Source organism: Rhodococcus sp. SORGH_AS_0303 (assembly GCF_030819335.1).
Taxonomy (GTDB): domain Bacteria; phylum Actinomycetota; class Actinomycetes; order Mycobacteriales; family Mycobacteriaceae; genus Rhodococcoides.
This window is the reverse complement of the sequence record NZ_JAUTBO010000001.1, coordinates 3,473,297-3,495,480: the sequence shown is the minus strand read 5'-3', so window position 1 is coordinate 3,495,480 and position 22,184 is coordinate 3,473,297. Positions and strand designations below refer to the sequence as shown.

General features: G+C 68.2%; 21 protein-coding genes. 9 read left to right on the top strand and 12 right to left on the bottom strand.

The features are described 5' to 3' along the window. Positions 1-209: 209 nt before the first annotated feature. The 6 genes from QE449_RS16440 to QE449_RS16415 form a co-directional block, all read right to left on the bottom strand. Positions 210-1,295 (bottom strand): glycosyltransferase family 4 protein, encoded by a 1,086-nt coding sequence (locus QE449_RS16440; protein WP_307109169.1) that lies wholly within the window; start codon positions 1,293-1,295, stop codon positions 210-212. After that, complete coding sequence (locus tag QE449_RS16435) at positions 1,292-2,857, bottom strand: flippase (protein WP_307109168.1); 1,566 nt, start codon at positions 2,855-2,857, stop codon at positions 1,292-1,294. The genes QE449_RS16440 and QE449_RS16435 overlap by 4 nt, the downstream gene beginning before the upstream one ends. Next, entirely contained in the window at positions 2,857-3,909 is a 1,053-nt protein-coding gene (locus QE449_RS16430; RefSeq protein ID WP_056447022.1) for a glycosyltransferase family 1 protein, read from the bottom strand. Before QE449_RS16430 ends, QE449_RS16435 begins: the two co-directional genes overlap by 1 nt. Further along, positions 3,819-5,192, bottom strand: a complete 1,374-nt coding sequence (locus QE449_RS16425; protein ID WP_222650130.1) for an O-antigen ligase — start codon at positions 5,190-5,192, stop codon at positions 3,819-3,821. Before QE449_RS16425 ends, QE449_RS16430 begins: the two co-directional genes overlap by 91 nt. Before the next feature lie 19 nt (positions 5,193-5,211). Continuing rightward, positions 5,212-6,582, bottom strand: a complete 1,371-nt coding sequence (locus QE449_RS16420) for a sugar transferase (protein WP_307109167.1) — start codon at positions 6,580-6,582, stop codon at positions 5,212-5,214. A gap of 271 nt (positions 6,583-6,853) precedes the next feature. After that, positions 6,854-7,573, bottom strand: coding sequence for a GAF domain-containing protein (locus tag QE449_RS16415; protein ID WP_027504123.1), 720 nt, complete (start codon positions 7,571-7,573; stop codon positions 6,854-6,856). 202 nt (positions 7,574-7,775) lie between these two features. Between QE449_RS16415 and QE449_RS16410 the strand changes: the two genes are divergently transcribed. Continuing rightward, positions 7,776-8,843 (top strand): cellulase family glycosylhydrolase, encoded by a 1,068-nt coding sequence (locus tag QE449_RS16410; protein ID WP_307109166.1) that lies wholly within the window; start codon positions 7,776-7,778, stop codon positions 8,841-8,843. A 62-nt stretch (positions 8,844-8,905) separates the two neighbouring features. Here QE449_RS16410 and QE449_RS16405 read toward each other — a convergent pair whose 3' ends face one another. Both QE449_RS16405 and QE449_RS16400 read right to left on the bottom strand, forming a co-directional pair. Then, positions 8,906-10,447, bottom strand: coding sequence for an HNH endonuclease signature motif containing protein (locus tag QE449_RS16405; RefSeq protein WP_307109165.1), 1,542 nt, complete (start codon positions 10,445-10,447; stop codon positions 8,906-8,908). Positions 10,448-10,854: 407 nt separating this feature from the next. After that, positions 10,855-11,094: a hypothetical protein gene (locus QE449_RS16400; protein WP_307109164.1), complete on the bottom strand. Its 240-nt coding sequence runs from the start codon at positions 11,092-11,094 to the stop codon at positions 10,855-10,857. A 73-nt stretch (positions 11,095-11,167) separates the two neighbouring features. Between QE449_RS16400 and QE449_RS16395 the strand changes: the two genes are divergently transcribed. The 7 genes from QE449_RS16395 to QE449_RS16365 all read left to right on the top strand — a co-directional run bounded on the left by QE449_RS16395 (position 11,168) and on the right by QE449_RS16365 (position 18,737). Beyond that, the gene (locus QE449_RS16395; RefSeq protein WP_373428309.1) at positions 11,168-12,313 is read left to right on the top strand and encodes an alpha/beta hydrolase family protein; all 1,146 of its coding nucleotides are present in this window, start codon (positions 11,168-11,170) and stop codon (positions 12,311-12,313) included. 59 nt (positions 12,314-12,372) lie between these two features. Further along, positions 12,373-13,059, top strand: a complete 687-nt coding sequence (locus QE449_RS16390) for a response regulator transcription factor (protein WP_027504120.1) — start codon at positions 12,373-12,375, stop codon at positions 13,057-13,059. Beyond that, on the top strand, positions 13,059-14,546 hold the full coding sequence (locus tag QE449_RS16385) for a HAMP domain-containing sensor histidine kinase (RefSeq protein WP_307109745.1): 1,488 nt from the start codon (positions 13,059-13,061) through the stop codon (positions 14,544-14,546). Before QE449_RS16390 ends, QE449_RS16385 begins: the two co-directional genes overlap by 1 nt. A 99-nt stretch (positions 14,547-14,645) precedes the next feature. Then, a complete protein-coding gene (locus QE449_RS16380) occupies positions 14,646-16,031 on the top strand; it encodes a S1C family serine protease (protein ID WP_307109163.1) in 1,386 nt (461 codons plus the stop codon). Between the two features lie 95 nt (positions 16,032-16,126). After that, a complete protein-coding gene (locus QE449_RS16375) occupies positions 16,127-16,621 on the top strand; it encodes a molybdenum cofactor biosynthesis protein B (RefSeq protein ID WP_197027709.1) in 495 nt (164 codons plus the stop codon). Between the two features lie 888 nt (positions 16,622-17,509). Next, on the top strand, positions 17,510-18,067 hold the full coding sequence (locus QE449_RS16370; RefSeq protein ID WP_307109744.1) for an MspA family porin: 558 nt from the start codon (positions 17,510-17,512) through the stop codon (positions 18,065-18,067). Between the two features lie 247 nt (positions 18,068-18,314). Then, positions 18,315-18,737: a hypothetical protein gene (locus QE449_RS16365; RefSeq protein WP_056447534.1), complete on the top strand. Its 423-nt coding sequence runs from the start codon at positions 18,315-18,317 to the stop codon at positions 18,735-18,737. Between the two features lie 80 nt (positions 18,738-18,817). Here the strand turns inward: QE449_RS16365 and mscL are convergent, their stop codons facing one another. The 4 genes from mscL to QE449_RS16345 all read right to left on the bottom strand — a co-directional run bounded on the left by mscL (position 18,818) and on the right by QE449_RS16345 (position 21,137). Then, positions 18,818-19,261: a large-conductance mechanosensitive channel protein MscL gene (mscL, locus tag QE449_RS16360; protein WP_307109162.1), complete on the bottom strand. Its 444-nt coding sequence runs from the start codon at positions 19,259-19,261 to the stop codon at positions 18,818-18,820. Between the two features lie 101 nt (positions 19,262-19,362). Then, positions 19,363-20,019, bottom strand: a complete 657-nt coding sequence (locus QE449_RS16355; RefSeq protein WP_307109161.1) for an SAF domain-containing protein — start codon at positions 20,017-20,019, stop codon at positions 19,363-19,365. Between the two features lie 89 nt (positions 20,020-20,108). Continuing rightward, complete coding sequence (locus tag QE449_RS16350) at positions 20,109-20,444, bottom strand: FmdB family zinc ribbon protein (protein WP_081821044.1); 336 nt, start codon at positions 20,442-20,444, stop codon at positions 20,109-20,111. 93 nt (positions 20,445-20,537) lie between these two features. Further along, the gene (locus tag QE449_RS16345; protein ID WP_373428394.1) at positions 20,538-21,137 is read right to left on the bottom strand and encodes a 5-formyltetrahydrofolate cyclo-ligase; all 600 of its coding nucleotides are present in this window, start codon (positions 21,135-21,137) and stop codon (positions 20,538-20,540) included. Positions 21,138-21,200: 63 nt separating this feature from the next. On the opposite strand from QE449_RS16345, the gene QE449_RS16340 reads away from it, so the two are divergent. Beyond that, entirely contained in the window at positions 21,201-22,157 is a 957-nt protein-coding gene (locus QE449_RS16340) for a UTP--glucose-1-phosphate uridylyltransferase (RefSeq protein ID WP_051612960.1), read from the top strand. The last annotated feature ends 27 nt before the right edge of the window (positions 22,158-22,184 follow it).

Genomic DNA, 22,184 nt, shown 5'->3' with positions numbered 1-22,184 from the left:
GAATCTCCTCGAGTTGCTGGTGCGCGTGCGGTCATGCCCGGTCGACGGCATGTTCCATTCGATACTACGCAGGGACGGAGACCATTCCTGCGTAGGCGAATTGCCGTGTGTCACCGTTCGGGAGATCGGTTCGCGGGCCGTCGCGAAACCGACGCGGTACCCATTCTGGGTGCGCGAGGAATGGCTGATGGCTCTTTCTGCCGTGGCATTCATGCGGTCAATTCCGTCAACAGTCGGGGGAGGGTGACCGAGATGTCGTGACGCGTCGCGACGGTGTCCCGCGCGCGTGCTCCCATGTCCGCGCGCGCCGCGTCGTCGCCGAGCACCCTTCGCAGAGCGTCGGCCAGTGCCGCCGCGTCACCCGGCGGGACCAGCACGCCCTCCCCGCGAGCGAGGAACTCGGTGGGACCGCCGTGATCGGTGGCCACCACCGGCACCCCGTGGGACATGGCCTCGAGGACGGACAGGGGCCCCGCCTCGGGGAGAACGCTGGCCGACACCACGACGTCCCACCGGCGCAGCGCGCTGTCGGGATCGACGTGCCCGAGGAAGCGGACACGTCCCGCGAGATCGGGACGTGCTGCCCGCGTGTGCAGTTCGTCGACGTACGCCTGATCGCCGGAGAAGCTGCCGCCCGCAAGTTCGACCATCACGTCGTCGAGCGTCGCGACCGCGTCGAGCAGGACGAGGTGCCCCTTCCACGGAGTGAGGAGCGCGAGCATGCCCACGACGGGCGGCGAGTGCGTGGGGGCGGCGAAATCCTCCACGGGCCACGGCACGCCGTAGGGCACGATCTCCACCTCGATGCCGAGGTCGCGTACCGGTGCCGCCGCGGCGGACGTGCACGCGACCGCGCGGCGGACGGCGCCTCGACTCGCCGATGCCACGGCGCGCTGGCGTCCCGCCGCGATCGCATCGTGCACCAGCCAGGCGACACCGTGCGGTGGCCGGGCGAGTCGCGCTGCGGGCAGGGCGAACAGCGAGTTGACGACGGTGTGGGTCGCCGGCCGTCGCGTCACCGCACGCAGCGTCCGTGCCGCCGACACCCACCGCGCCGCCATCCTCGCCGCGGCGCCGATGCGGGCGACTCCCTGCTCTCCGCCCAGGCCCAGCTCGGGGATCGCGACGTGCACCGCGGCGTCGGGCAGCGCCTCGGACAGCGCCCCGACGGGACAGACGACGGTGACGCCGCCCGGCCCCCGCAGTGCCTCGGACACCAGCGACAGCAGCATCTTCTCGGCACCCGAGATGTTCGCGGTGTGCGCGACGAACACGGTGGTGCGATCCGGAGTCACGAGGCGACCTCCGGGGCAGGAGAGTTGCTGCGCGAGTCACGCTTGGTCAGGAGGAACCCGCACGCGGCGACCAGGAGCGCCGCGACGACCGAGATCAGGAACCACAGGGACGGTGCCGCGTCGACGAGCAGTGTCGCCCCGACCGTCACCGCGGCCGTGACGGCGGCGAGCACGAGGATCGGCGACACGGCGAGCAGCCCCGACATGGGCATGCTGCGCTCGATCACGACCCACAGCATGATCACCGTGACACCGAACGTGACGACGGTGGCGATGGCGGATCCGTTGTAGGACAACCTCGGAATGAGCGCGACGTTAAGGCCGATGTTGAGAGCGAGGCCGAACAGCGCGACGAGCGGGTAGTGCCGCTGCATCCCCGCGGAGGCGAGCAGGAAGATGCCGAGCAGGATGAGCGACATGATCGCGGCACCGAGGACGAGGAGCCGTGCCGCGTCGGAACCGGGAGCGAAGCGCTCGCCGTAGAGCAGGCGGATGAGCGGCTCGGCAGAGGGCCAGAAGCCGGCGACGGCGACGGCGCCGAAGGTCGCGAAGTACAGTCCCGCGGAACGGGATCGGGCGCGGAACGTGGCCGTCTCGCTCGGCCAGGCCGCCACGAGGAGGGTGCTCACCGGCGCCACGGCGGCCAGCGCGATGGTGTCCATCATGTCGGAGAACTTGTAGCCGATGGAGTACAGGCCGACCGCGTCGAAGGTGTCGAGAAGGCTCAGCATCAGGACGTCGATCTTCAGCATCGCGATGGTCAGCGCGAAGCCGATCGCGAGGGGAATCGCCTCGCGGAGGTAGGCACCCCACCGGTGGACGTCGATGTGACGAGACGGGCGCAAGCCCACCGACCGCCGCCGCACCGCGAGACCCTTGCCGACCGCGCGGAACGCCTCGTTGAGCACGGCCGGCAGCACGAAGATCAGCAGCACCGGCGCGAAGACGGCGGCGAGGATCGTGAGCACCAACTGCAGGCCCTGGCCCAGGCTCTCGATGACCGCGACCAGCAACAGTCGATGGCGAGCCTGGAACAGCACGGAGAGTGCGTGGGACGGCGTCGCGAACACCACGACGAGGCCGCCCAGAGCGGTCGCCGCGATGACCTCACCCGGGTACTGCAGCACCACGACGTAGCCGACGGCGAGCACGTACCCCACGAGTCCGAGCACGGTGCGCAGTGCGAGGAACGACGAGGCGGTGCGGCCGATCTCCTCGGCGTCGTCGTCCATCAGTCGGGCCAGGACGACGCGGCCGACGCCGAGGTCGGTGACGACGGACATGAGTCCGAGCAGCGCGAAGACGAAGCTGAACTGACCCCACCCCTCGGGGCTCAGCGAGCGGGCCACGATGACGCTGCCCACCCAGCCGAGTCCCGCCACGATCACGCGGGAGATCAGCACCGCCGCGGTCGCCCGCGCCGCCGCCTTCGGATCGGCGGCGAGCGCGCGATAGTCGGGTGCCGTGGTCTCAGGTGCCGTGGTCTCAGGTGCCGTCGTCTCAGGTTCGGGGGTCTCGGGTTCGGGGATCACGGCACCCTCGACGGTGATGTCGTCGTCCATCAGAGCAGGCCTGCGTCCCGGTAGGCGTCCGCGGTGCGCTCGGCGGTCCGGGCCCACGTCAGGTCGGCCATCGCGTGCAGGGCCTCGGTCACCAGGTCCGCGCGCGCCGTCTCGTCGAACATCAACGGGCTCAGTGCCTCCGCCCAGTCGTCGACCCGCTCGTTGTCGAGCAGCACGGCGCCCTTGCCGACCACCTCGGGCAGGGCGCCCACCGCGCTCGCGACCACGGCGCCGCCGCACGCCATCGCTTCCACGGGGGGCAGCCCGAAGCCCTCGTAGCGCGACGCGTACGCGGTGACGGTCGCCGCCGCGTACAGCGCGGGCAGGTCCTCCACGTCGACGTAGCCGAGCCCGTTCGCGTAGCGGGGTGCGTCCGGGCCCGTGGACCCCGCGCCCGCCAGGAAGAAGGGCACGCCCAGCTTCTCCGCGGCGTCGGCGACCAACTGCACGTTCTTGCGCGGCTCCACGGTGCCCACCTGCATGACGAAGCGTTCGGGCAGACCGTACTTCGCGCGCACCGTCTCCACCGCGCCGTCCTCCGGGGGCACGGCCCAGGCTGCCGGGGCGAGTTCGACGACCGCGGCGTCGCGGCCGCTGACGGCCTTGATGCGGTCGGCGGTGAACTGCGAGACGGCGATGAGCAGGTCGGCCTTGCGCAGCGACCGTCGCACGAGGCGCTGTTCGCCGGCGGCGCGGAAGCGACTCGACGCGGACGGCATGTCGATGACCGAGATGTCGTGCACCGTGGCGACGGTGGCGCCCCGGCCGACGAGGGGAAGATCGACGTCGAGCCCGTGGACCACGTCGTGCGATCCGACCGGGAGCGCACCGAGCACCGCGCGGACGGCACCGCCGGACACCGGCCGGGGGAGCGCGTCGACGCCCGTCGGCAGCTCGCCGATCGCGTCCTTCTGGACGACGGCGGCGAGGTCCGTTCCGGGGAGACGGCCGGGCAGCTCCCTCAGGAGCTCACGGATGTACGTCTGGACGCCGCTGCCGCCGGGACGGAGGGCGAGGGCCCCGAAAACGATTCGTGTTGTGCTGCTGCGCATCCCACAACTCCTAACAAGAGCCAGAAATAGACGTCGATAGGGAAGATCTCGAAATAGGTGGCCACCAGCGACGCGAACATCGCCGCCACGATGGAGGCGCCGACACCGAGTGTCAGCGCGCCGTCCTGACCGGGGAGGGTGCGGGAGAGTCGCGTGCACCAGATCAGGGCGGTCACCAGGAGCGCGAGGACGGCCCACAGTCCGATCGGACCGAGTTCGAGAGCCGTCTTCACGTAGTAGTTGTCGGGCTGGTAGTTGGTGGACAGCCCGAGCGACCCGGTGATGTTCTCACCCTGCGCCGACGAGATCCGGTCCGCTGCCGCACCACTCGACCCGAGCCCCTCGCCGAGCCAGTGGGTGCGCACCTTCTCGATGACCTCGTTCCATCGACCGCCACGTTCGTTCAGGCTGCTCGACGAGAAGAAGACCGACGTGATCTTGGGGACGAACGGCAGGATCGCGCCGACGAGCGCCGCCATGATCACGAGCAGACCGCCGAGTGCGCGGAACCGGATGATGGTCATGTAGATCAGCCCGACTGCGAGTCCGAGCAGCGCCGCTCGCACGATGGCACTCGACATGGCGACCACCATGAACGGGCTCGCGCACAGGAACAGCAGGTTGCGCCGGCGCATGGGGTTCGCGAGCGCCACGGCTCCGCCGACGAGCAGCGACAGCATCACGTAGAGCCCGAACGGGAAGGGCAGGTTGAACGTGCTGAACGTGCGGAGCAGCCCGCCCGACGTCCGGACCTGGGTGCCGTACTCGTACCCGATCGCCACGAGCGCCGCCGGTCCCGCGAGCAACTGGGCGATGCCGACCAGGGACGTGAACGCGCCCATGCCCATGAGGATGCTGACGAGGTGGTCCCGGTCGCGGGCGTCGAACGGCGCGAGCCACAGGATCGCCACCAGCAGCAGGTAGAAGAACGTCACCTTGATGCCGACGAAGCCGATGACCCCGAACGACAGCAGTGCCGACGCGGTCCCGAACACCACGAACAGGGCTGCGGCCGGCCACCAGGGCATCAGCAGTGTCGGACGACGCGGGCCCAGCGCTCGACTGCGCCGGATCCAGGCGCTGCCGAGCGTGAAGATCACCAGGCCCTCCTTCCAGCCGGCGACGAAGCCGGGCAGCGGAAGGATGGCGAGGAGACCGTTCAGCGGGACGAACGCGGCCAGCAGCAGCACCCCGAGCTGCGGTCGGTGAAAGACCGCGCGTGCCACCAGGAACGCGACGACCAGCACGACGACCGCGGCGAGACCCTCGAGGACGATCAGCATGACGGGACCGCCGACACGGTCAGTCTTCCGCCTTCTTCAGGACCGCGGCGATGGTGAGGAAGAGGATCTTGATGTCGAGGGACAGCGACCAGTTCTCGATGTAGTAGTTGTCCCACTCGGCGCGGTCGGCGATGGACGTCTGTCCGCGCAGTCCGTGCACCTGCGCCCACCCGGTGACACCGGCCTTCACCCGGTGGCGCTCACCGTAGCGGCGGATCTGCATCTCGAACAGATCCACGTATGCGGGGCGCTCCGGTCGGGGACCCACGAGGCTCATGTCGCCGCGAACGACGTTGAGGAGCTGGGGCAGCTCGTCCAGCGACGTCTGGCGCATGATCTTGCCGATACGGGTCCGGCGATCCACGCCCTCGACGCCGCCCGGAGCGGCGCCCTCGACGCGAGTGAACTCGGCGTCCGAGGCACGCGGCGGACGCATCGACCGGAACTTCAGGCAGCCGAACGGTTTTCCGTCACGGCCGATGCGCTCCTGGGAGAAGAAGATGGGTCCGGGGGAGCTCGTCTTGACCAGCAGCGCGAGCACCAGGAAGACGGGGGACAGGACCAGCACGCCCAGTCCGGCCAGGGTGCGGTCCATGACGCCCTTGACGACGAACTGCCAGCCCTTGGGGTCGGTGTGCGGCAGCACCATCAGGGGCAACCCGCCGAGATGCTCGACGCGGGTCCGCACGCCGACGGTGTCGAACAGGCGCGGTACCAACCACACTCGCATTCCGTTCGAGTGGGCGGTGCGGATGGCCTTGACCAGACTCTCGGTCGGAACGTCCGAGAACCCGATGACGAGCTCCTCGGCGCCGGTCTGCTCGATGGCTTGCGCGAGCTGCGACGGTGTGCCCATGTAGGGGACGGTCAGTGCCTCGGGAGTGTCAGGCTGCGGATCGACCGCGGGTGCCTTGTCGAGCACGCCCACGGGGTCGAGGCCGTACTCGGGGAACTGGTGCATGCGCGACGCCAGCTGGTGGGCGATCGGACCGCCGCCGATGATGAGCGTCGGAGCCGCCGACTTGTGGTTCACCCGCAGGTACCGCTGGATCGCGGTGCGCAGGAACCGCGCCACCGCCACCAGGATCGCCGCGGCGATCCACACCCGGACCATGAAGAGGCCGGGCCGGTAGTCCGTGCCGATGACCAGCAAGATCGTCAGCACCAGCAGAGTGGCGAGCGCGACGGACGTCTCGACGGGACCGATCTCGTCGAGGAAGTTCCGGCGGAGTCCGCGTCGGTAGAGCGAGCGGGACGCCAGGATGAGCAGAACCAGCGGCACGAACAACCACGGCACCCAGCCGTAGTCGATGCCGCCCGTTCCCGGCCAGAACCTCGCCACGGCAACAGCCACGATCGCTGCCGTCGCGTCTGCCGCGATGGTGACCATCGTGTGTGCGGGATCGACGCGAAGACGGTCCGCTATTCCACGTTCATTGGACACCCTCGTGGCAGGGGCGTTGCGTAGCAACGTATCTCGCGATTCCAGTGTTTCGGACACAGGATTCACTCCGTACGGACCTAGTGGTTGACCGACCGAGGTCAACACTAGACCATTCTTTGGAGTTGTCTTCTCAGAATGGTCACGGCGCCATTACGGAAAAGCGACCGATGGACAGACTAACGAGGCGAAAATGTAGATCACGCCCGGAATGGTTCGCTCACTCGAAAATTCGCTCGCGAACCATCCACGCGATGTCCTTCAGTACCTGTACGTGCCCCGTCGTCCACTGACGTGGCTCGGCGTCCCAGACGCACAGCGTGCCCACCGCGTGACCGCCGTCGTCCACCAAAGGGATGCCGAGGTAGGAGATGAAGGTCTTGTCCAGCACGCCGGGGTGGTTCATGAACTTCTCGTCGAGGCGGGCGTCCTCCACCAGCAGTGGTTCACCCAGGGCCACCGTGTGGCGGCACATTCCGGCCTCGAGGGGAATCTCCCGAGGTCGTTCCTCCTCCGGCCCGAAACCGACAGCGCTCTTGATGAACTGTCGGTCCTTGTCGATCAAGGAGATCGAGGCGCCCGGCGTGGACAACGCGTCCGCGGCCATGGCCACGATGCGGTCGTAGGCCGGTTCGGACGGGGTGTCGAGCAGCCCGGTGGCCTCGACGGCGCGCACGCGATCGGGATCGGTGACGATCGCGGGCATGTCGGATGCCGCCGGAGGTGTGGACGCGGGCGTGTCGGGCACCGGATCCGCCGTCGACTCGAGGCGCTTGAGCAGATGGCCGAGATCGGTGTCGTCCGCCTCGGCAAGTTCTTTCACCAGGCGTGTCATGACGGCGCGCCGAACATAGGCGGGCACCGTCTCGCCCACCCTCACGGCCTGCTGTTCCAGAACCTCGTTGAGGCGGGCGTCGAAGCCGTCGTTTCCCGTCGTCATTTCGCCGATACTAATGCAGGCTTGTACGGGATCGAGCGATGTGGAGAATCATCGCGGCCGGAGCCTCGCCGGTGTCCGTTTTCGCTGGTACGCCCCGCGCGGCCGCCGCTGTTAGCCTGGGCCGGTGCTCACCGATCGGTCTGTTTCGCGTTCGAGGCCGACTCGGCGCGGAGCCGGTGCCGGGTTTCTCCGGCGATGCAGCGTGTCTGGTGCCGCTGTCCTTCTCGTTCTCGTCGGTGTGCCGGCACCGGCATCCGGCGCTCCGTCGGGCGAGGTACCGCGGTGCGTCGCGGAGTCCGACGGCGTCCGGGTGGGCGGATCACCCGGCGGCTCCTTCGGATTCCTGTCGGACGAGGACCTCGGACGCGAACTCGACATCGCGAAGAATGCGGGCATGTTCTCGGTCCGCATCGACATCGACTGGTCGGTGGTGGAGCCGCAGCCCGGTCGGCGCGACTGGTCGTCGACGGACAGAGTGGTCGACGCCATCGTCGCTCGGGGTATGTGCCCGTACGCCATCGTGACCTACGCACCTGCCTGGGCGCGTGTGGCGACGGCTCGGGATCAGCCCTACGCCCGGCCGGCGAGTCCGGACGCGTTCGGGGCTTTCGCAGCACTCGCCGCGGAGCGGTACCGCGACCGAATCGTGTTGTGGGAGGTGTGGAACGAGCCGAACATCACCACCTACTTCACGCCGCTGCCCGACCCGACGGTGTACGCGCTGATGCTGCGCGCGACGTACCGCGCCATCAAGAAGGTGCAACCGGAGGCGCTGGTGCTCGCCGGCGGTATGGCGCCCGCGGTGAACAACGGCACCAACATCTCGCCGACCGCTTTCCTCTCGTCGCTCTACACCCTCGGAGCGAATCGTTATTTCGATGCCTTCAACGTTCACCCGTACACGTGGCCGTTCCTTCCGAACGATCTGTCGACGGCGCCGTGGAACACGGCGATGGCGATGTGGTCGATGCACGATGTCATGAGTGCCGAGGGTGACGGCGACAAGCAGATCTGGATCACCGAGATGGGCGCACCCACGGGAACGAACGCGAATGCCATGAGCGAGGAGGGGCAGGCCGAGTCCATCGGCATCATGCTCAATGCCCTTCTCGGCAATTCCTGGCTCGGGCCCGCGTACGTCTACAGCATGCGTGACTCGGGCAGCGACGAGTCCGACACGGAGCAGAATTTCGGAATGGTGCGCCGCGATTTCTCGCCCAAGCCTGCGCTCGCCGAGATCACGGAATTCACGGCGGAACATTCCGGCTGACGGTGCCAGGCCGGCGCAGTGTCGAACCTGAGGTCGCCCTCGGCTCACCGTCTCGGATTCGATCAGTCGTCCGGCGGCGGTGCGAGGTGCCGTTCGGGGAAGTTCAGGTGGTTCGGGATGCCGTGCCGACCCTCGTCGATGACGGCAGGCGGATGCCACAGCACTGTTCCCGGGTACGGATGACTCGGGGGAGCGGTGCTGGTGGCCCACTGGCCGGCACGTTCGCCGACGAGCGGATGGTGGACGTCGCACGCCAGCGCGAGGTCGTCGATGTCGGTCAGGCCGCCCGCCGCCCAGTCGTCGACATGGTGGGCCTCGCACCGTGACGCGGGGGCCGAGCATCCCGGCCCGGTGCAGCCGCGGTCGCGGGCGAACAGGGCGAGCCGCTGGTCGGTGCTCGCGCACCGGCGGGCTCGGGCGAAGTGCAGCGTGCTGCCGGTGGCCCCGTCGAAGACGCGGAGGTAGTGGTGCGCCTCGGCCGCCATGCGCACCACGTCTGCCACGGGCATTGTGGATCCGGTGGTGGTGAGCCCGAGACCCGCTGCGGCGGTGAGCTGGTCGAGTGACACCGACACGACCACGGACAGGGGCAGACCACGATGCTGTCCGTGTCGACCCGAGGCCAGCACGTCCTTCAGGAGGTAGGTCAGTGCATCGTGATTGCGCTGGCCGGGGGTGCGGTGGTCCCACTCGGCCTCGCGGTCGTCCGACCCTTCCGCGCTGTCGGCGGGTTTCGCGTCGGTGGAAGTCGCGTCCTCGGTCCGAGCCGGGTCGTCGAGATCGACTGCTGAGGGAGTGCTTTCGGAGTTGTTCGTTCCGGGTGCCGCGAACTTGGCGAGGAACGCGTCGAGCAGGGCGCGCAGCACCGGGTCGACGCAGAAGCGGCCGGTCGACATCGAATCGGGGCCCTGGGGGTCGATCTCGAAGAAGCGCTTCCTGGCGCGGTCGCGATCGTCGGGCTCCGCTCCGTCGGGATCGAGGTATTCGGTGAGGCGCGTCGCGATGGCCGTGAGCTCCTCCGGTCCGACCGTGCGCGCAAGGTCGGCGAGAGTCTGCTCGGCGGCGTCGCGCGTCTCGGCATCGACGGCGTGAGGGAGCTTCTTCAGGAACGAGCGGATGATCGAGACGTGTGCGTCGGCCAGCGCGCCGTCCCGCGCTGCCGCGGCCGTGTGGGTCAACGGCGGATCGAGCGTCTCACCCGTCATGGTCGTTCCGGTGCCGAGATCGCGTGCCACGGCAAGGCGGGATGCCGCGGCAGCCGTGGTGATGCGCAGCATGTGCGCCAGTGCGTGCGGAACACCGCTCGCGCCGATCGCACCGAGCACTGAGTCGAATCCCGAGCCGGCCACCAGGCCGTTGAGCCAGGTGTGTGACGCGCCGGTGAGCAGGCGCCGGGTGTTCTCGGCCGCGCAGACCAGCGCCAGTCGGTCCTCGCTGGTGAGCGTCGACGCGTCGAGCATGGCGATGCCCTCGACCGCGGAGCCGAGCTGGGCGAGTAGCGCGCACACGCGGGGATCGTCGACAGGTGCGGCCACGGCAGGCAGCGCGCCGACACGTCGGCCCATCTGCACCTGCCAGGCCGACCCTGGATCCCCCGATTCCATGACTTCAGACTACATGGATTAGAACATATGTTCGATAGTAGATGTCACCGAATACGGACAGAGAACTGCCCACCGTTCACAGGTGAACGGTGGGCAGTCGTCGATGTGCGTCGGTGTCAGCGCGAACGGTAGCTGTGCGACATCTGGCGTCCCCGGAAGTCCAGGTCGCGTCCGCCGGACAACAGTGCGACCGCGAGTGCTGCCGCGCCGACGAGTGTCAGTGTGATCATCATGTGTTTCCTCCGATCGTGCTGAGGTCGGTTCCCCTGACCGGCCCCGGCGGGAGCGTGTCCCGCCGTGCTCCATGATTGCCCGCTGCGAGGTGGTTTCCACCGGAATGAGGGGCACCCCACGTGGTGCCGATCGGGGCGACGGCGGTCACAACTGAGTGTGACACGAGGTCACGGCTACTCGCGTAGGCCGTCCGCCAGCTCGAAGACCCGGCCCACGTAGCGGGAGACGAAGACGTCGAGCGCGTGGTCGGACAACTCCAGGCACCCCACCCGTCGGAACCAGTATTCGAGGTCCACCAGCTTGTCGCCGAGGGCCACTCGGTGGTCGTCGAGCGCCCGGAGCTCGTCCGCGACCGCGCGCAGCTCGAGCACCTTGTCGTTCACCGAACTCTGCGTCGCACCCACCTCGTCCATGACTGGAGAGCGTAGCCGTGATCGAACGTATGTTCTAGTCCGGAGTCCGGCGCCGGAGCGGTACGGTGACGCCGTGCCGAACCGCTCCCGCCGCCTGCTGCGCGCCTTGGTGACCCTGACCGCCACGACGTCCGTCGCGCTGACCCTCACGGGTGTGGCGCAGGCGCAGGACCGTGATCCGGGCACTCTCGTCGGATCGACGGCGTCACCGGCCCCGATTCCGGGAAGTGTCGACGCCCGGCGCATCACCTACTGGTCGGTGGGCTCGCAGAACGAGCCGGCCCTGAGTACCGGTAGCGTCTATCTGCCGCCCGGCGAGGCGCCCCAAGGTGGCTGGCCTGTCATCGCGTGGGCCCACGGCACGTCCGGGCTCGGCGACGACTGCGCTCCGTCGGTCGTCGGCCCCACGTTGCCGGACCGCGACTTCCCGTACCTCCAGACGTGGCTGAACCGCGGCTACGCGATCGTCGCCACGGACTACGTGGGTCTCGGTACCCCCGGAGTGATGCCGTACCTGGACGGCGAGGTGCAGGCGCACAGCGTCGTCGACAGTGTGGCTGCTGCAAGGGAACTGGAGCCGACGCTGTCGAATCGATGGGTCGCGATCGGCCAGTCCCAGGGCGGCGGCGCCGCGGTGACGACCGCGCGGTACGCCACCGAGTACGGCGGCGACGGCCTGGACTACCTCGGCGCCGTCGGGACCGGCGTGCCCGCCAACATCGAACTCGTTCTGCTTCCGCTCGGGCCAGGAGTCCCGCCCGTCGCGATTCCGGACGGTCTGACGTCGTACGTCTTCTACATTCTGGCGGGGTTGCGGGCCGCCCATCCCGAGATCGATCTGAACTCGTACCTGACTCCGCTCGGCCGGCAGTGGGTGGACACCGCCGAGACGCAGTGCGCGAACCCGTTCCACGATGCGGTGTCCGGGCTGCGACTGGGCGACATGTTCTCGCGGCCGCTGGCGCAGATCCCGAACGTGTACGGACTGCTGAACGACTACATGGGTGTGCCCACCTCCGGGTACGACCGTCCCGTCTTCATCGGCCAGGGTCTGCGGGACGTCGATGTGCCGGCACCGTCCGCCCTGTCGCTCGCGGCGGCCATGACGGCCAACGGCGAACCGCTGACCTTCCGGACCTACCCGGGCGACCACAGTCAGACGTTCCGTGACTCGCAGCCCGATGCGATCGCGTTCGTCGACCGGCTGTTCGGGCGCTGACACCGGCCGCCCCTGTGTCCTCTCAGCAGCGTCTCAGTCGTCGGGGCGACACTGTTCCCATGCGTGTACTGGTGACCGACGACGATCGTGCCGTCCGAGAATCGCTGCGACGGTCGCTGACGTTCAACGGGTACACCGTGGACCTGGCCACCGACGGTCTCGACGCCCTCGAGAAGGTCGCGGCCGAGCGACCGGACGCGCTGGTCCTCGACGTCATGATGCCCCGGCTCGACGGGCTCGAGGTGTGCCGTCGCCTGCGCAGCACCGGAGACGACCTGCCGATCCTGGTCCTGACGGCTCGTGACTCCGTGTCCGAGCGGGTGGCGGGTCTCGATGCCGGGGCGGACGACTACCTGCCCAAACCGTTCGCGCTCGAGGAGCTGCTGGCACGGCTGCGTGCACTGTTGCGACGCACCGGTGGGGAACTGGGTCCGGACAGCGAGGCCATGACGTTCGCCGATCTGTCACTCGACCCCGTCACGCGCGAGGTGCGACGGGGCGAACGGCCCATCAGCCTGACCCGCACCGAGTTCTCGTTGCTCGAGATGCTGCTCGCCAACCCCCGACGGGTGCTCAGCCGGAGCCGCATCCTCGAGGAGGTGTGGGGCTACGACTTCCCGACGTCGGGCAACGCCCTCGAGGTGTACGTCGGGTATCTGCGGCGCAAGACCGAGGCCGACGGCGAGACTCGTCTCATCCACACCGTCCGCGGTGTGGGTTACGTGCTGCGGGAAACGCCTCCGTGATGGTTGCTCCCTTCGGCCGCCGGCGGGGCGAGGCCGGGACCGACAAGGGGCGCGCGGCACAGGACGGACTCATGCGTCCTCCGATGCCCCTCACCCGCTCGGTGTCCCTGCGGTGGCGTGTCACGCTGCTCGCGGCGTCCGTGGTGGCCATCGCGGTCGCCGTCATGGCGATCGCCGCGTACGCGGTGGTGTCCCGCGCGCTGTACGGCGACGTCGACAATCAGCTGCGTACCCGGGCGAGTGCGCTGATCGAGACCAACCTCGTCGCCTTCGATCCCCGGTACGTCGCGGGCGCCACGCTCTACAGCACCGATGTCAGTGTCGCGCTGATCTTTCCTGACCTGACGAAGTACATCCCGCCGGGTTCGATCGTGCCCATCGGTGACCCCGAGATGGACGTCGCGCTGGGACAGTCGACCTCGTCGCTGCGCACCACCTCGGGAGCTCGCGTTCTCGCGGAGCGCACGCAGACCGGAAGCACGCTGGTGATCGCACAGCGGCTCGCGCCCACCGGCCAGGTCCTGGACCGACTGGCCTGGGTGCTGTTCGTCGTGGGCGGCTGTGGCGTCGTCCTCGCGGCGGTGGCCGGCACGGCGGTGGGACGCACCGGTCTGCGACCCATCGGACGGCTGACGGCGGCGGCCGAGCGTGTCGCCCGAACCGACGACCTGACGCCCATTCCGGTGACGGGTAACGACGAACTCGCCCGCCTCACCGACAGTTTCAACACGATGCTGCGGGCGCTCGCCGAGTCGCGGGCGCGGCAGAGTCGACTCGTGGCGGACGCGGGTCACGAACTGCGGACCCCGCTGACGTCGTTGCGCACCAACATGGAACTGCTGATCGCGTCGAGTCGGCCGGGTGCGCCGCGCATCCCGGAGCAGGACATGGCGGAGCTGCGTCTCGACGTGGTGGCGCAGATCGAGGAACTGTCCACGCTCGTCGGCGATCTGGTCGACCTGGCACGTGAGGACGCCCCGGAGAACGTCTTCGAACGTGTCGACATGGCGGATGTCGTCGAACGCAGCCTGGAGCGAGTTCGCAGGCGTCGCAACGAGATCGACTTCGACTCGATGACCACACCGTGGATCCTGTACGGCGACCAGGCAGGTCTGTCCCGCGCCGTCCTCAACGTGCTCGACAACGCGGCCAAGTGGAGTCCGTCGGGCGCCACCGTGCACGTGGCGATGATCGCCCGGCCCGACGGCCTGCTCGAACTCACCGTGTCCGACGCGGGTCCGGGTATCGCGCCCGAGGAACGAGAGCTGGTGTTCGAACGCTTCTACCGGTCCACCGCGTCGCGGTCGATGCCCGGATCGGGACTGGGTCTGGCGATCGTGCGCCAGGTGGTGCTCAAGCACGGCGGAACCATCGCGGTCGAGGACTCGGTCACCGGCGGCACCCTGATTCGAATCGTTCTCCCGGGGGGAATCCGCCGGTCCGCAGGATCTGCTGGGAACAGGATCGCAGGACCCACAGGCCACTGACACGATGATCTCAGCGCCCTCTCAGTCCGGCGGAGCATCGTCGATCAGGACGACGTGAGGTGACCGGTGCGAGCCGGTCATGGAGATGGAGCGAAACGCATGAACGAGGACCGCACCACTGGTGACACCGGCCGCGACGGCCGGGACGGCGCATCGGAGCCCACCGCGCAGCAGCCCGCGTACGGGGGACAGACACAGCCCCAGTACACCGGGTGGGACGGTCGACAGTCGGGTCAACACCAGGCCGGTCAACACCAGGCGGGTCAGCACCAGCAGCCCCACAACCCGTATCAGCAGCCTCATCAGCAGGGACAGAACCCCTACCAGCAGAACCCGTACCAGCAGCCGCAGTACTACGGCGGGACGGCGCCGGCGACCACGTCGCGGAAGCCGGGGCGTGCAGCCCTCGTCGCAGGCGCCATCGCCCTGGCCCTGGTGAGCGGTGGAGTCGGCGGCGCGGTCGGCGCCATCGCCGCGGACGGCGGCAACGGTGGCGTGACCAACGCCCTCAATCAGCCCGTCACGCAGGCGAACCCGGCCGCCAACGCTCCTGACGGTTCGGTGCAGGCCGTGGCCGGCAAGGTGCTCCCCAGCGTGGTCCAGATCCAGGTGGCGGGCCGCACCGCCGAGGGTGAGGGGTCCGGCGTGATCCTCTCCTCCGACGGTCTCATCCTGACGAACAACCACGTCGTGTCCGGCGCGGGTGCGAACGCCCAGCTGACCGTCTCCTTCAACGACGGATCCACGTCGTCGGCGACGGTGGTCGGTGCGGACGCGTCCTCGGACATCGCGGTGATCAAGGCGCAGGGTCGCAGCAACCTGACGCCCATCGAGCTCGGCACCTCGGATGGTCTGCAGGTGGGTCAGGGTGTCGTGGCCGTCGGATCGCCGCTCGGCCTCGCCGGCACGGTGACCTCCGGCATCATCTCGTCGCTCAACCGCCCGGTCGCGACCAGTGGCGAGTCGACGGACCAGACCACGGTGATCGACGCGATCCAGACCGACGCGGCCATCAACCCCGGCAACTCGGGCGGCGCGCTCGTGGACATGAACGGCAAGCTGGTCGGCGTCAACAGCGCCATCGCGACGTTGGGAGCGGGCGCCAGCTCGTCCGAGTCGCAGAGCGGGTCCATCGGCCTCGGCTTCGCCATCCCCGTCGACCAGGCGCGCCGCATCGCCGACGAGCTTGTACAGACCGGCAAGGCGACGCAGGCGATCATCGGCATCAGCGTCCCGAGCCGCGACGACGCCAACGGAGCCACGGTCATGGCCGTCACCGACGGCGGGCCGGCCGCGCAGGCGGGCATCCCGACCGGTGCAGTGGTCACCAAGGTCGACGACCGCGTCATCGCCAGCGGCGACGCACTCATCGCGGCGGTCCGCTCGCACGCCCCCGGCGACCAGGTCTCGGTGACGTACACACAGGGTGGCAACGAGCAGACCGTGCAGGTCACGCTCGGGACGGCCCCGAGCGGAGGCAACTGATGAAGCGACCCCGGATCGTCCGTGACCGTGGGCACCTCACGCCCATCGTCGGGCACATCGAGTCTCCGTCGGGCCCGGGCATTACGGTGAGCGACATGACTATGGATGCAGCCGTGGCCGGACGTGCGCTCGTCGTGATCGTCGACGACCGCACGGCTCACGGAGATGCCGACTCGACCGGACCTCTGGTCAACGAACTGCTGACCGAGGCGGGCTTCCTCGTCGACGGTGTCGTCGTGGTCAGCAACGACGAGGTGGACGTGCGCAACGCACTGAACACCGCGGTCATCGGCGGCGTCGACCTGGTGGTCTCCGTCGGCGGCACCGGCACGTCGCCGCGCGACGTCACCCCGGACGCGACGGCCGAGGTGCTCGACCGTGAACTCCTCGGCATCAGTGAGGCGCTCCGCTCCTCCGGACTGGCGGCGGGGTCGCTCGACGCCGGCCTGTCCCGCGGGCTCGCCGGAGTGTCAGGCAGCACGCTGGTGGTCAACTTGGCCGGGAGCCGCGCGGCCGTCCGCGACGGAATGGCGACGCTGACGCCCCTCGCCGCCCATGTCATCGGTGAGTTGTCCAGCCTTGACGGCTGACGACCCCCAGAAGAACGACCCTCGAGCCGACGACGCAACACCCGCCGATCCGGACTCCGAGGACACTGCGAGCCGGGCCCGTGCACGACGGGCCCGGCTCGCTCGTGTGTTCGGCGACGTTCTTCCCGAGTCGACTCGAGACGACGGAACGTCGGGCGAACCACATCGAGGTGATTCGTCCTCGGGCTCGGAGGAGTGGTTGAGGAGCCAGAGGCCTCCTCATTACGACTAGTTTTGTGTGATCCACATCACTGGGAGTTACCACAGTGCGAACCCGGTGTTGCCTGTCTGTTAACCGCGAATTCGCCTGAATCCGGACGACCTCCCCGCGAGTTACCGCAGGGTAGATGTGACTGGTGTGACTGGCAACCCCCGTCGAGCAGTGGTTCCGCTCGGGGCCGAGTCGAATAACGCCCACGTCACGGGCACCCGGGTACCCGATTAGCACAGTCCGACGACGTTTCGCGCCATTGGAGCTGCGGCGCGTCGTGCGGCCAAAACGCTTGTGACGCACGTTCACACGCACGAAACGTGGACGGCGGTTTTTGGACGCAACGCCGCGAACGTAGGGATTGTCACGGTCCGAATCACCCTCTAAGGTTTCGCTCAGGTTCAACGGTGGATGCTGAATCGATACGAGGACGCGTCCAACTTGTGTTCCTGCACTGCCCGACGCGTAAGCCATGAGCTTGCAGTCGCCGCCTGATACGGTTCGCTCGCAAGCGAACCGCTCGGGAGGACGTCAGAGCCCGACAGCGCACCCGAGGCGAACACGCCGCGGGACGAACATGATGAGGAAGTACATGACCGTAATTCAGAAGCCGCGGCGCAGCCGGGGGCTCAAGTCCATGCGTACCGCAGTGGGTCGCCAGTGCCGCAGTCGTCGGCCTGGTCGTCGGTGGCGGCTCGGCATCTGCAGCAGTCGACGATTCGAACTCCGTCGTCGACGGTGGTGGCAACACCATCACGGTCTCGCAGGCCGACACCTTCATCAACAGCGTCTTCCCGCTCGACGGAAGCCCCCTCACCCGTGAGTGGTTCCACAACGGTCGCGCCATCGTCGAGGTCACCGGCCCCGACGCCGCCGACTTCGAGGGTGACATCACCCTCGGCTACCAGTTCGGCTACCCGGCTTCGCTGGGTGGAGAGCTGACCTTCAGCTACAGCACCCCGCAGCTCGAGATCGGTGACGGCGACGCCTTCACCGTGTCGGACATCCTCCCGCAGGTCGGCACCACGGTCACCCTCGAGCCGGGCCCCGGCATCGAGGACGTCGAGGTCGGCACCGGCTCGGCTTCGGGCGAGCGCACCGAGATCCAGATCTCGAACGTGCACGGCACCGCGACCAACATCGCCGGCAACGTCTCGGTTCGCCCGTACGTGAAGGTCGTCTCCAGCAATGGCGACACCGCAGTCACCTACGGCAAGCCGTGGCGCTTTAACTGATCCTGGCCCAGCCAGTATCAGTTGCCTGCTGATCGGTAGTCCGCTTCCACAGCAGATCTGAACACAGACGAAGCCCCATCCGGGTCATCCGGGTGGGGCTTCGTCGTGTTCGTGAGGCGTGACAAGGGCGTGCGACAGGGGTCGGTGGCATGTCACGAGCATCCGAAGGTGCACCGCCCCACTGCGTTCCGACGTCCACGCATCCTGTTGAATGGTCGGCATGAACTCCGGTACCGCGACTCGTGTGATGACTGCAGCTTTCGCCCTCACGGCCCTGGTGGGCCTGTCCGCCTGCAGCAGCGGGGATTCCGGGACGTCCGACGACTCGTCCGAGAACGCCACCGCCTGCACTGATTTCGAGACCACGTACGACCAGTTCACCGCCCTCGTCAAGGCCGGCCCGGCCGACACGGACGTCCAGACCTGGACCGACGCGAAGACCGCCGAGATGCAGAAGTTCCAGCCTCTCGCGGACACCGCCACCGGTGATGTCGAGTCCTCGCTCAGCACGCTCATCGGTGCGCTACCCGCCGATTCCCTCGAACTCACCGAGCCGGACAGCTCGTCCGGTCAGGCGTTCGTCGACAACTCGACGGCAGTGGTCGACGCCTGCTCCGCGGCCGGCACCGCGATCACCCTCGACGAGTTCCCGCTGGTCAAGTTCAACTGATCCCGCTCGTTCGAACAGACGACGAAGGGCTCGTCCTCACCGTGCGGTGAGGACGAGCCCTTCGTCGTGTCTGTGGGTGACTACGTGGTGGTGCCCGGCGTCGTGTTGCCGGTGATGCCGTCCGAGGTGGTCTTGACGCCGTCGGAACGGCCCTCCGCCAAGAGGTCCCGGATCTGGATCAGGATGTCCTGATCGCTCAGAGCCTTCTCCTTCTTCGTCGCGAAGCGGTTCTTCGCGGTGTTCACCGGGAGGATGAGCACGAAGTAGACGACCGCCGCGATGATGACGAAGTTGATCACCGCGGTGATGACGGCCCCGATGTTCACGAATGTCGCGTCGTTGCCGGAGCGGATCAGGAAGCCCCAGCCCAGCTCGTTGCTCGCCCCGATGGACGAGATCAACGGGTTCACGATGTTGGTGGTGAATGCGGTGACGATGGCCGTGAAGGCCGCACCGATGACCACTGCGACCGCGAGGTCGACCACGTTCCCGCGCAGCAGGAAGTCCTTGAAGCCCTTCAACATGCGATCCGCCCCTACTCTCGTCGATCATGGATTGAGCCACGACGAGAGTAACCGACCAGCGCGTCTCGATGGGCGCGGCGAAGCCCGGGACCCGGGGACGGTCACCGCAGCAGGACCGTCAGTGCATCGGAGAGCGACGCAGCGGCGACGGCCGACGCGTCTTCCGCGCGCAGGGCGACCAGAACGAGCTGGTCGCGTCGAGACACGCCGGAGCCCGGGGCGGAGACCATCACCACGGTGGCGCTTTCGGCGATCACCCCGGACGAGGACGTGTCGTCCGGCGCCGCACGCACGACGTCGACCACGTCGCCGGCTCGAAGCAGTTGCGCCAGCTCGGGATCGGCGAGGCGGATCGGCACGATGCGGGCATCACCGGACGGCAGGGTGGCGGACGCAAGCCGAGGCCCCAGCAGTCGGACGTCGGTGAGCGCCTCGCCGGATCGGACGGGTCCGGCGACAGTCCGTCCCACCGCGTCGTCCACCGACCGCAGCGTTCCGTCCGCGAGCAGGGACGAGTCGACGCGGGTCAGCGTGACGTCGGCGGCCGTGAGTGAGGTGCCGGGAGCGACGTCCGTGGCGGTCACGACGACCGGGACCTCCGTCCGCGACGGATCGGTTCGATAGGCCGAGACGACAGCGAGCCCCACGAGAGCAGCGGCGACGATGCGTCGAGCGGCAGGTGACCGCAGACGCGGCGGGAGAGGCGGGATGCGGTCGAACAGGCGCGCGCTCAGCGGGTGATCGACCGTGGGAGACATGACGCGACCGTAGAACGCGGGCGACGCAGGACGCCGCCAGGTTTCACGGTGCCCGGGGACAGCGGTTCGACGCTCCCCGGGTCGGACGATCAGCTTGCGGCGGCGGGGGTGGAGGTGCTGGTCGACTTCTTCTCACTCGAGGTGGTCGAGGTCGAGTCGGACTTCGTGTCGCTCTTCTTCTCGCTCGAGCTCTTGCTGTCCGAGGAGCTGCCGGAGTCGGACGAGCCCGACTCGCTGCTGCTCGAACTGCCGCGGCTGTCGTTGCGGTAGAAGCCGCTGCCCTTGAAGACGATGCCCACGGTGTTGAACAGCTTGCGAAGCTTGCCGGAGCACGCGGGGCAGACCGTCAACGAGTCGTCCGTGAACTTCTGGACGATGTCGAACCGGTTGTCACACTCGGTGCACGCATAAGAGTAGGTAGGCACGTTTCCTCCGCTGTCGGTCCCTGACTGGCACTCTACAGTCGACAGTGCCAGCGTCGGCAATCGAGGCAACGTCCGTGCAGGTGGCGCTATTCCTCAGCCGCGGCTGTCGTGGCCGAGCCGCTGCAGCCCCGACAGCGGCGTCAACACGTGGGTCATGCGCACGTCGTGCGTCTCGGTGGGCAGCGCGTCGACCAGGTCGTCGTCGTACACCACGCCCACCAGCCACGCGTCGGGCCGGACGGCATCGAGTGTGCGGTCGTAGAAGCCGGCGCCTCGGCCGAGGCGACCGCCGCTGCGATCGACGGCGAGTGCGGGTACCAACACGATCGACGCGTCCGCGACGGTCTCGGGAGGAAGCGTCGGGCCGGACGGTTCGCGCAAGCCGTACGCGGCCGCGACGAGCGAGTCGGGTCCGCGGTACTCGGCCCAGGACAGCGGCCCCGGTTCACGCGCGACGGGCAGCAGCACTCGCAGTCCGGCGGCCAGTGCGGAGTCGAGCATGCTCGCATCACCGGGCTCGCTACCCACCGGTACGTAGGCGGCGAGAGTGTCGCCGCCGCGCTCCCGCGCATCGGAGGCCAAAACCGACACGGCGTGAGAGAGTGCCTCTGATGCCCGCTCTCGTGCGTGGACGTCTCGCTGCTTGCGGGCAGTGAGTATGCGTGTCCTCCACTCGAGTTTGTCGTCACTGATCACGGGGGAAACCCCAGTGTCTCGCGAAGGACGATTCGCGGTCTACATGGATAGGGTGTGCGCATGAGCTCAGCAAACAGTGAGTCCGTGGCCGGTGGCAAGAAGCCGTCGTTCCGTACGGCCGTCGTACCCGCTGCAGGCATGGGAACACGTTTCCTCCCCGCCACGAAAACGGTACCGAAAGAGCTACTGCCGGTGGTCGATACGCCCGGAATCGAGCTCGTCGCCGGAGAAGCTGCCGATTCCGGCGCGCAGCGCCTCGTCATCGTCACCTCGCCCGGCAAGGACGGTGTGGTCGCCCACTTCGTCGAGGATCTGGTGCTGGAGAACAAGCTCGAGGCGAGCGGCAAGCTCGAGATGCTCGAGAAGGTCCGTGTCGCGCCCGGACTTCTCGACGTCCAGTCGGTGATCCAGGCGGAGCCATTGGGTCTCGGACATGCCGTCGCGTGCGCCGAGGAGGTGCTCGACGACGACGAGGACGCGATCGCAGTGCTGCTCCCGGACGACCTGGTGATGCCGCGGGGTGTGCTCGACGTGATGTCGCGGGTGCGTGCCAAGCGCGGCGGAACCGTGTTGTGCGCCATCGAGGTTCCCGAGGACGCGGTGTCCGCGTACGGAGTGTTCGACACCGAGATCGTGCCCGACGCAGTGAACCCCAACGTGCTCAAGGTCAACGGCATGGTGGAGAAGCCCAAGAAGGAGGACGCGCCGTCGAACTACGCGGCGGCCGGCCGATACCTTCTGGACCGGGCCATCTTCGATGCGTTGCGACGCATCCAGCCCGGCGCCGGCGGCGAGTTGCAACTCACCGACGCCATCGCTCTCCTCATCGAGGAGGGTCATCCGGTACATGTGGTGGTGCACCGCGGAGTGAGACACGACCTCGGAAATCCCGGGGGTTACCTCCGCGCTGCGGTTGACTTCGCACTGGAACGCGAAGATTACGGTCCGGCATTGCGCGAGTGGCTCCAGGAGCGCTTGAGCGACAGCTGGGCACCGGAGCTCACGACCTACGAGTGACGCCCGGTCGACACGGATGACGGAAGG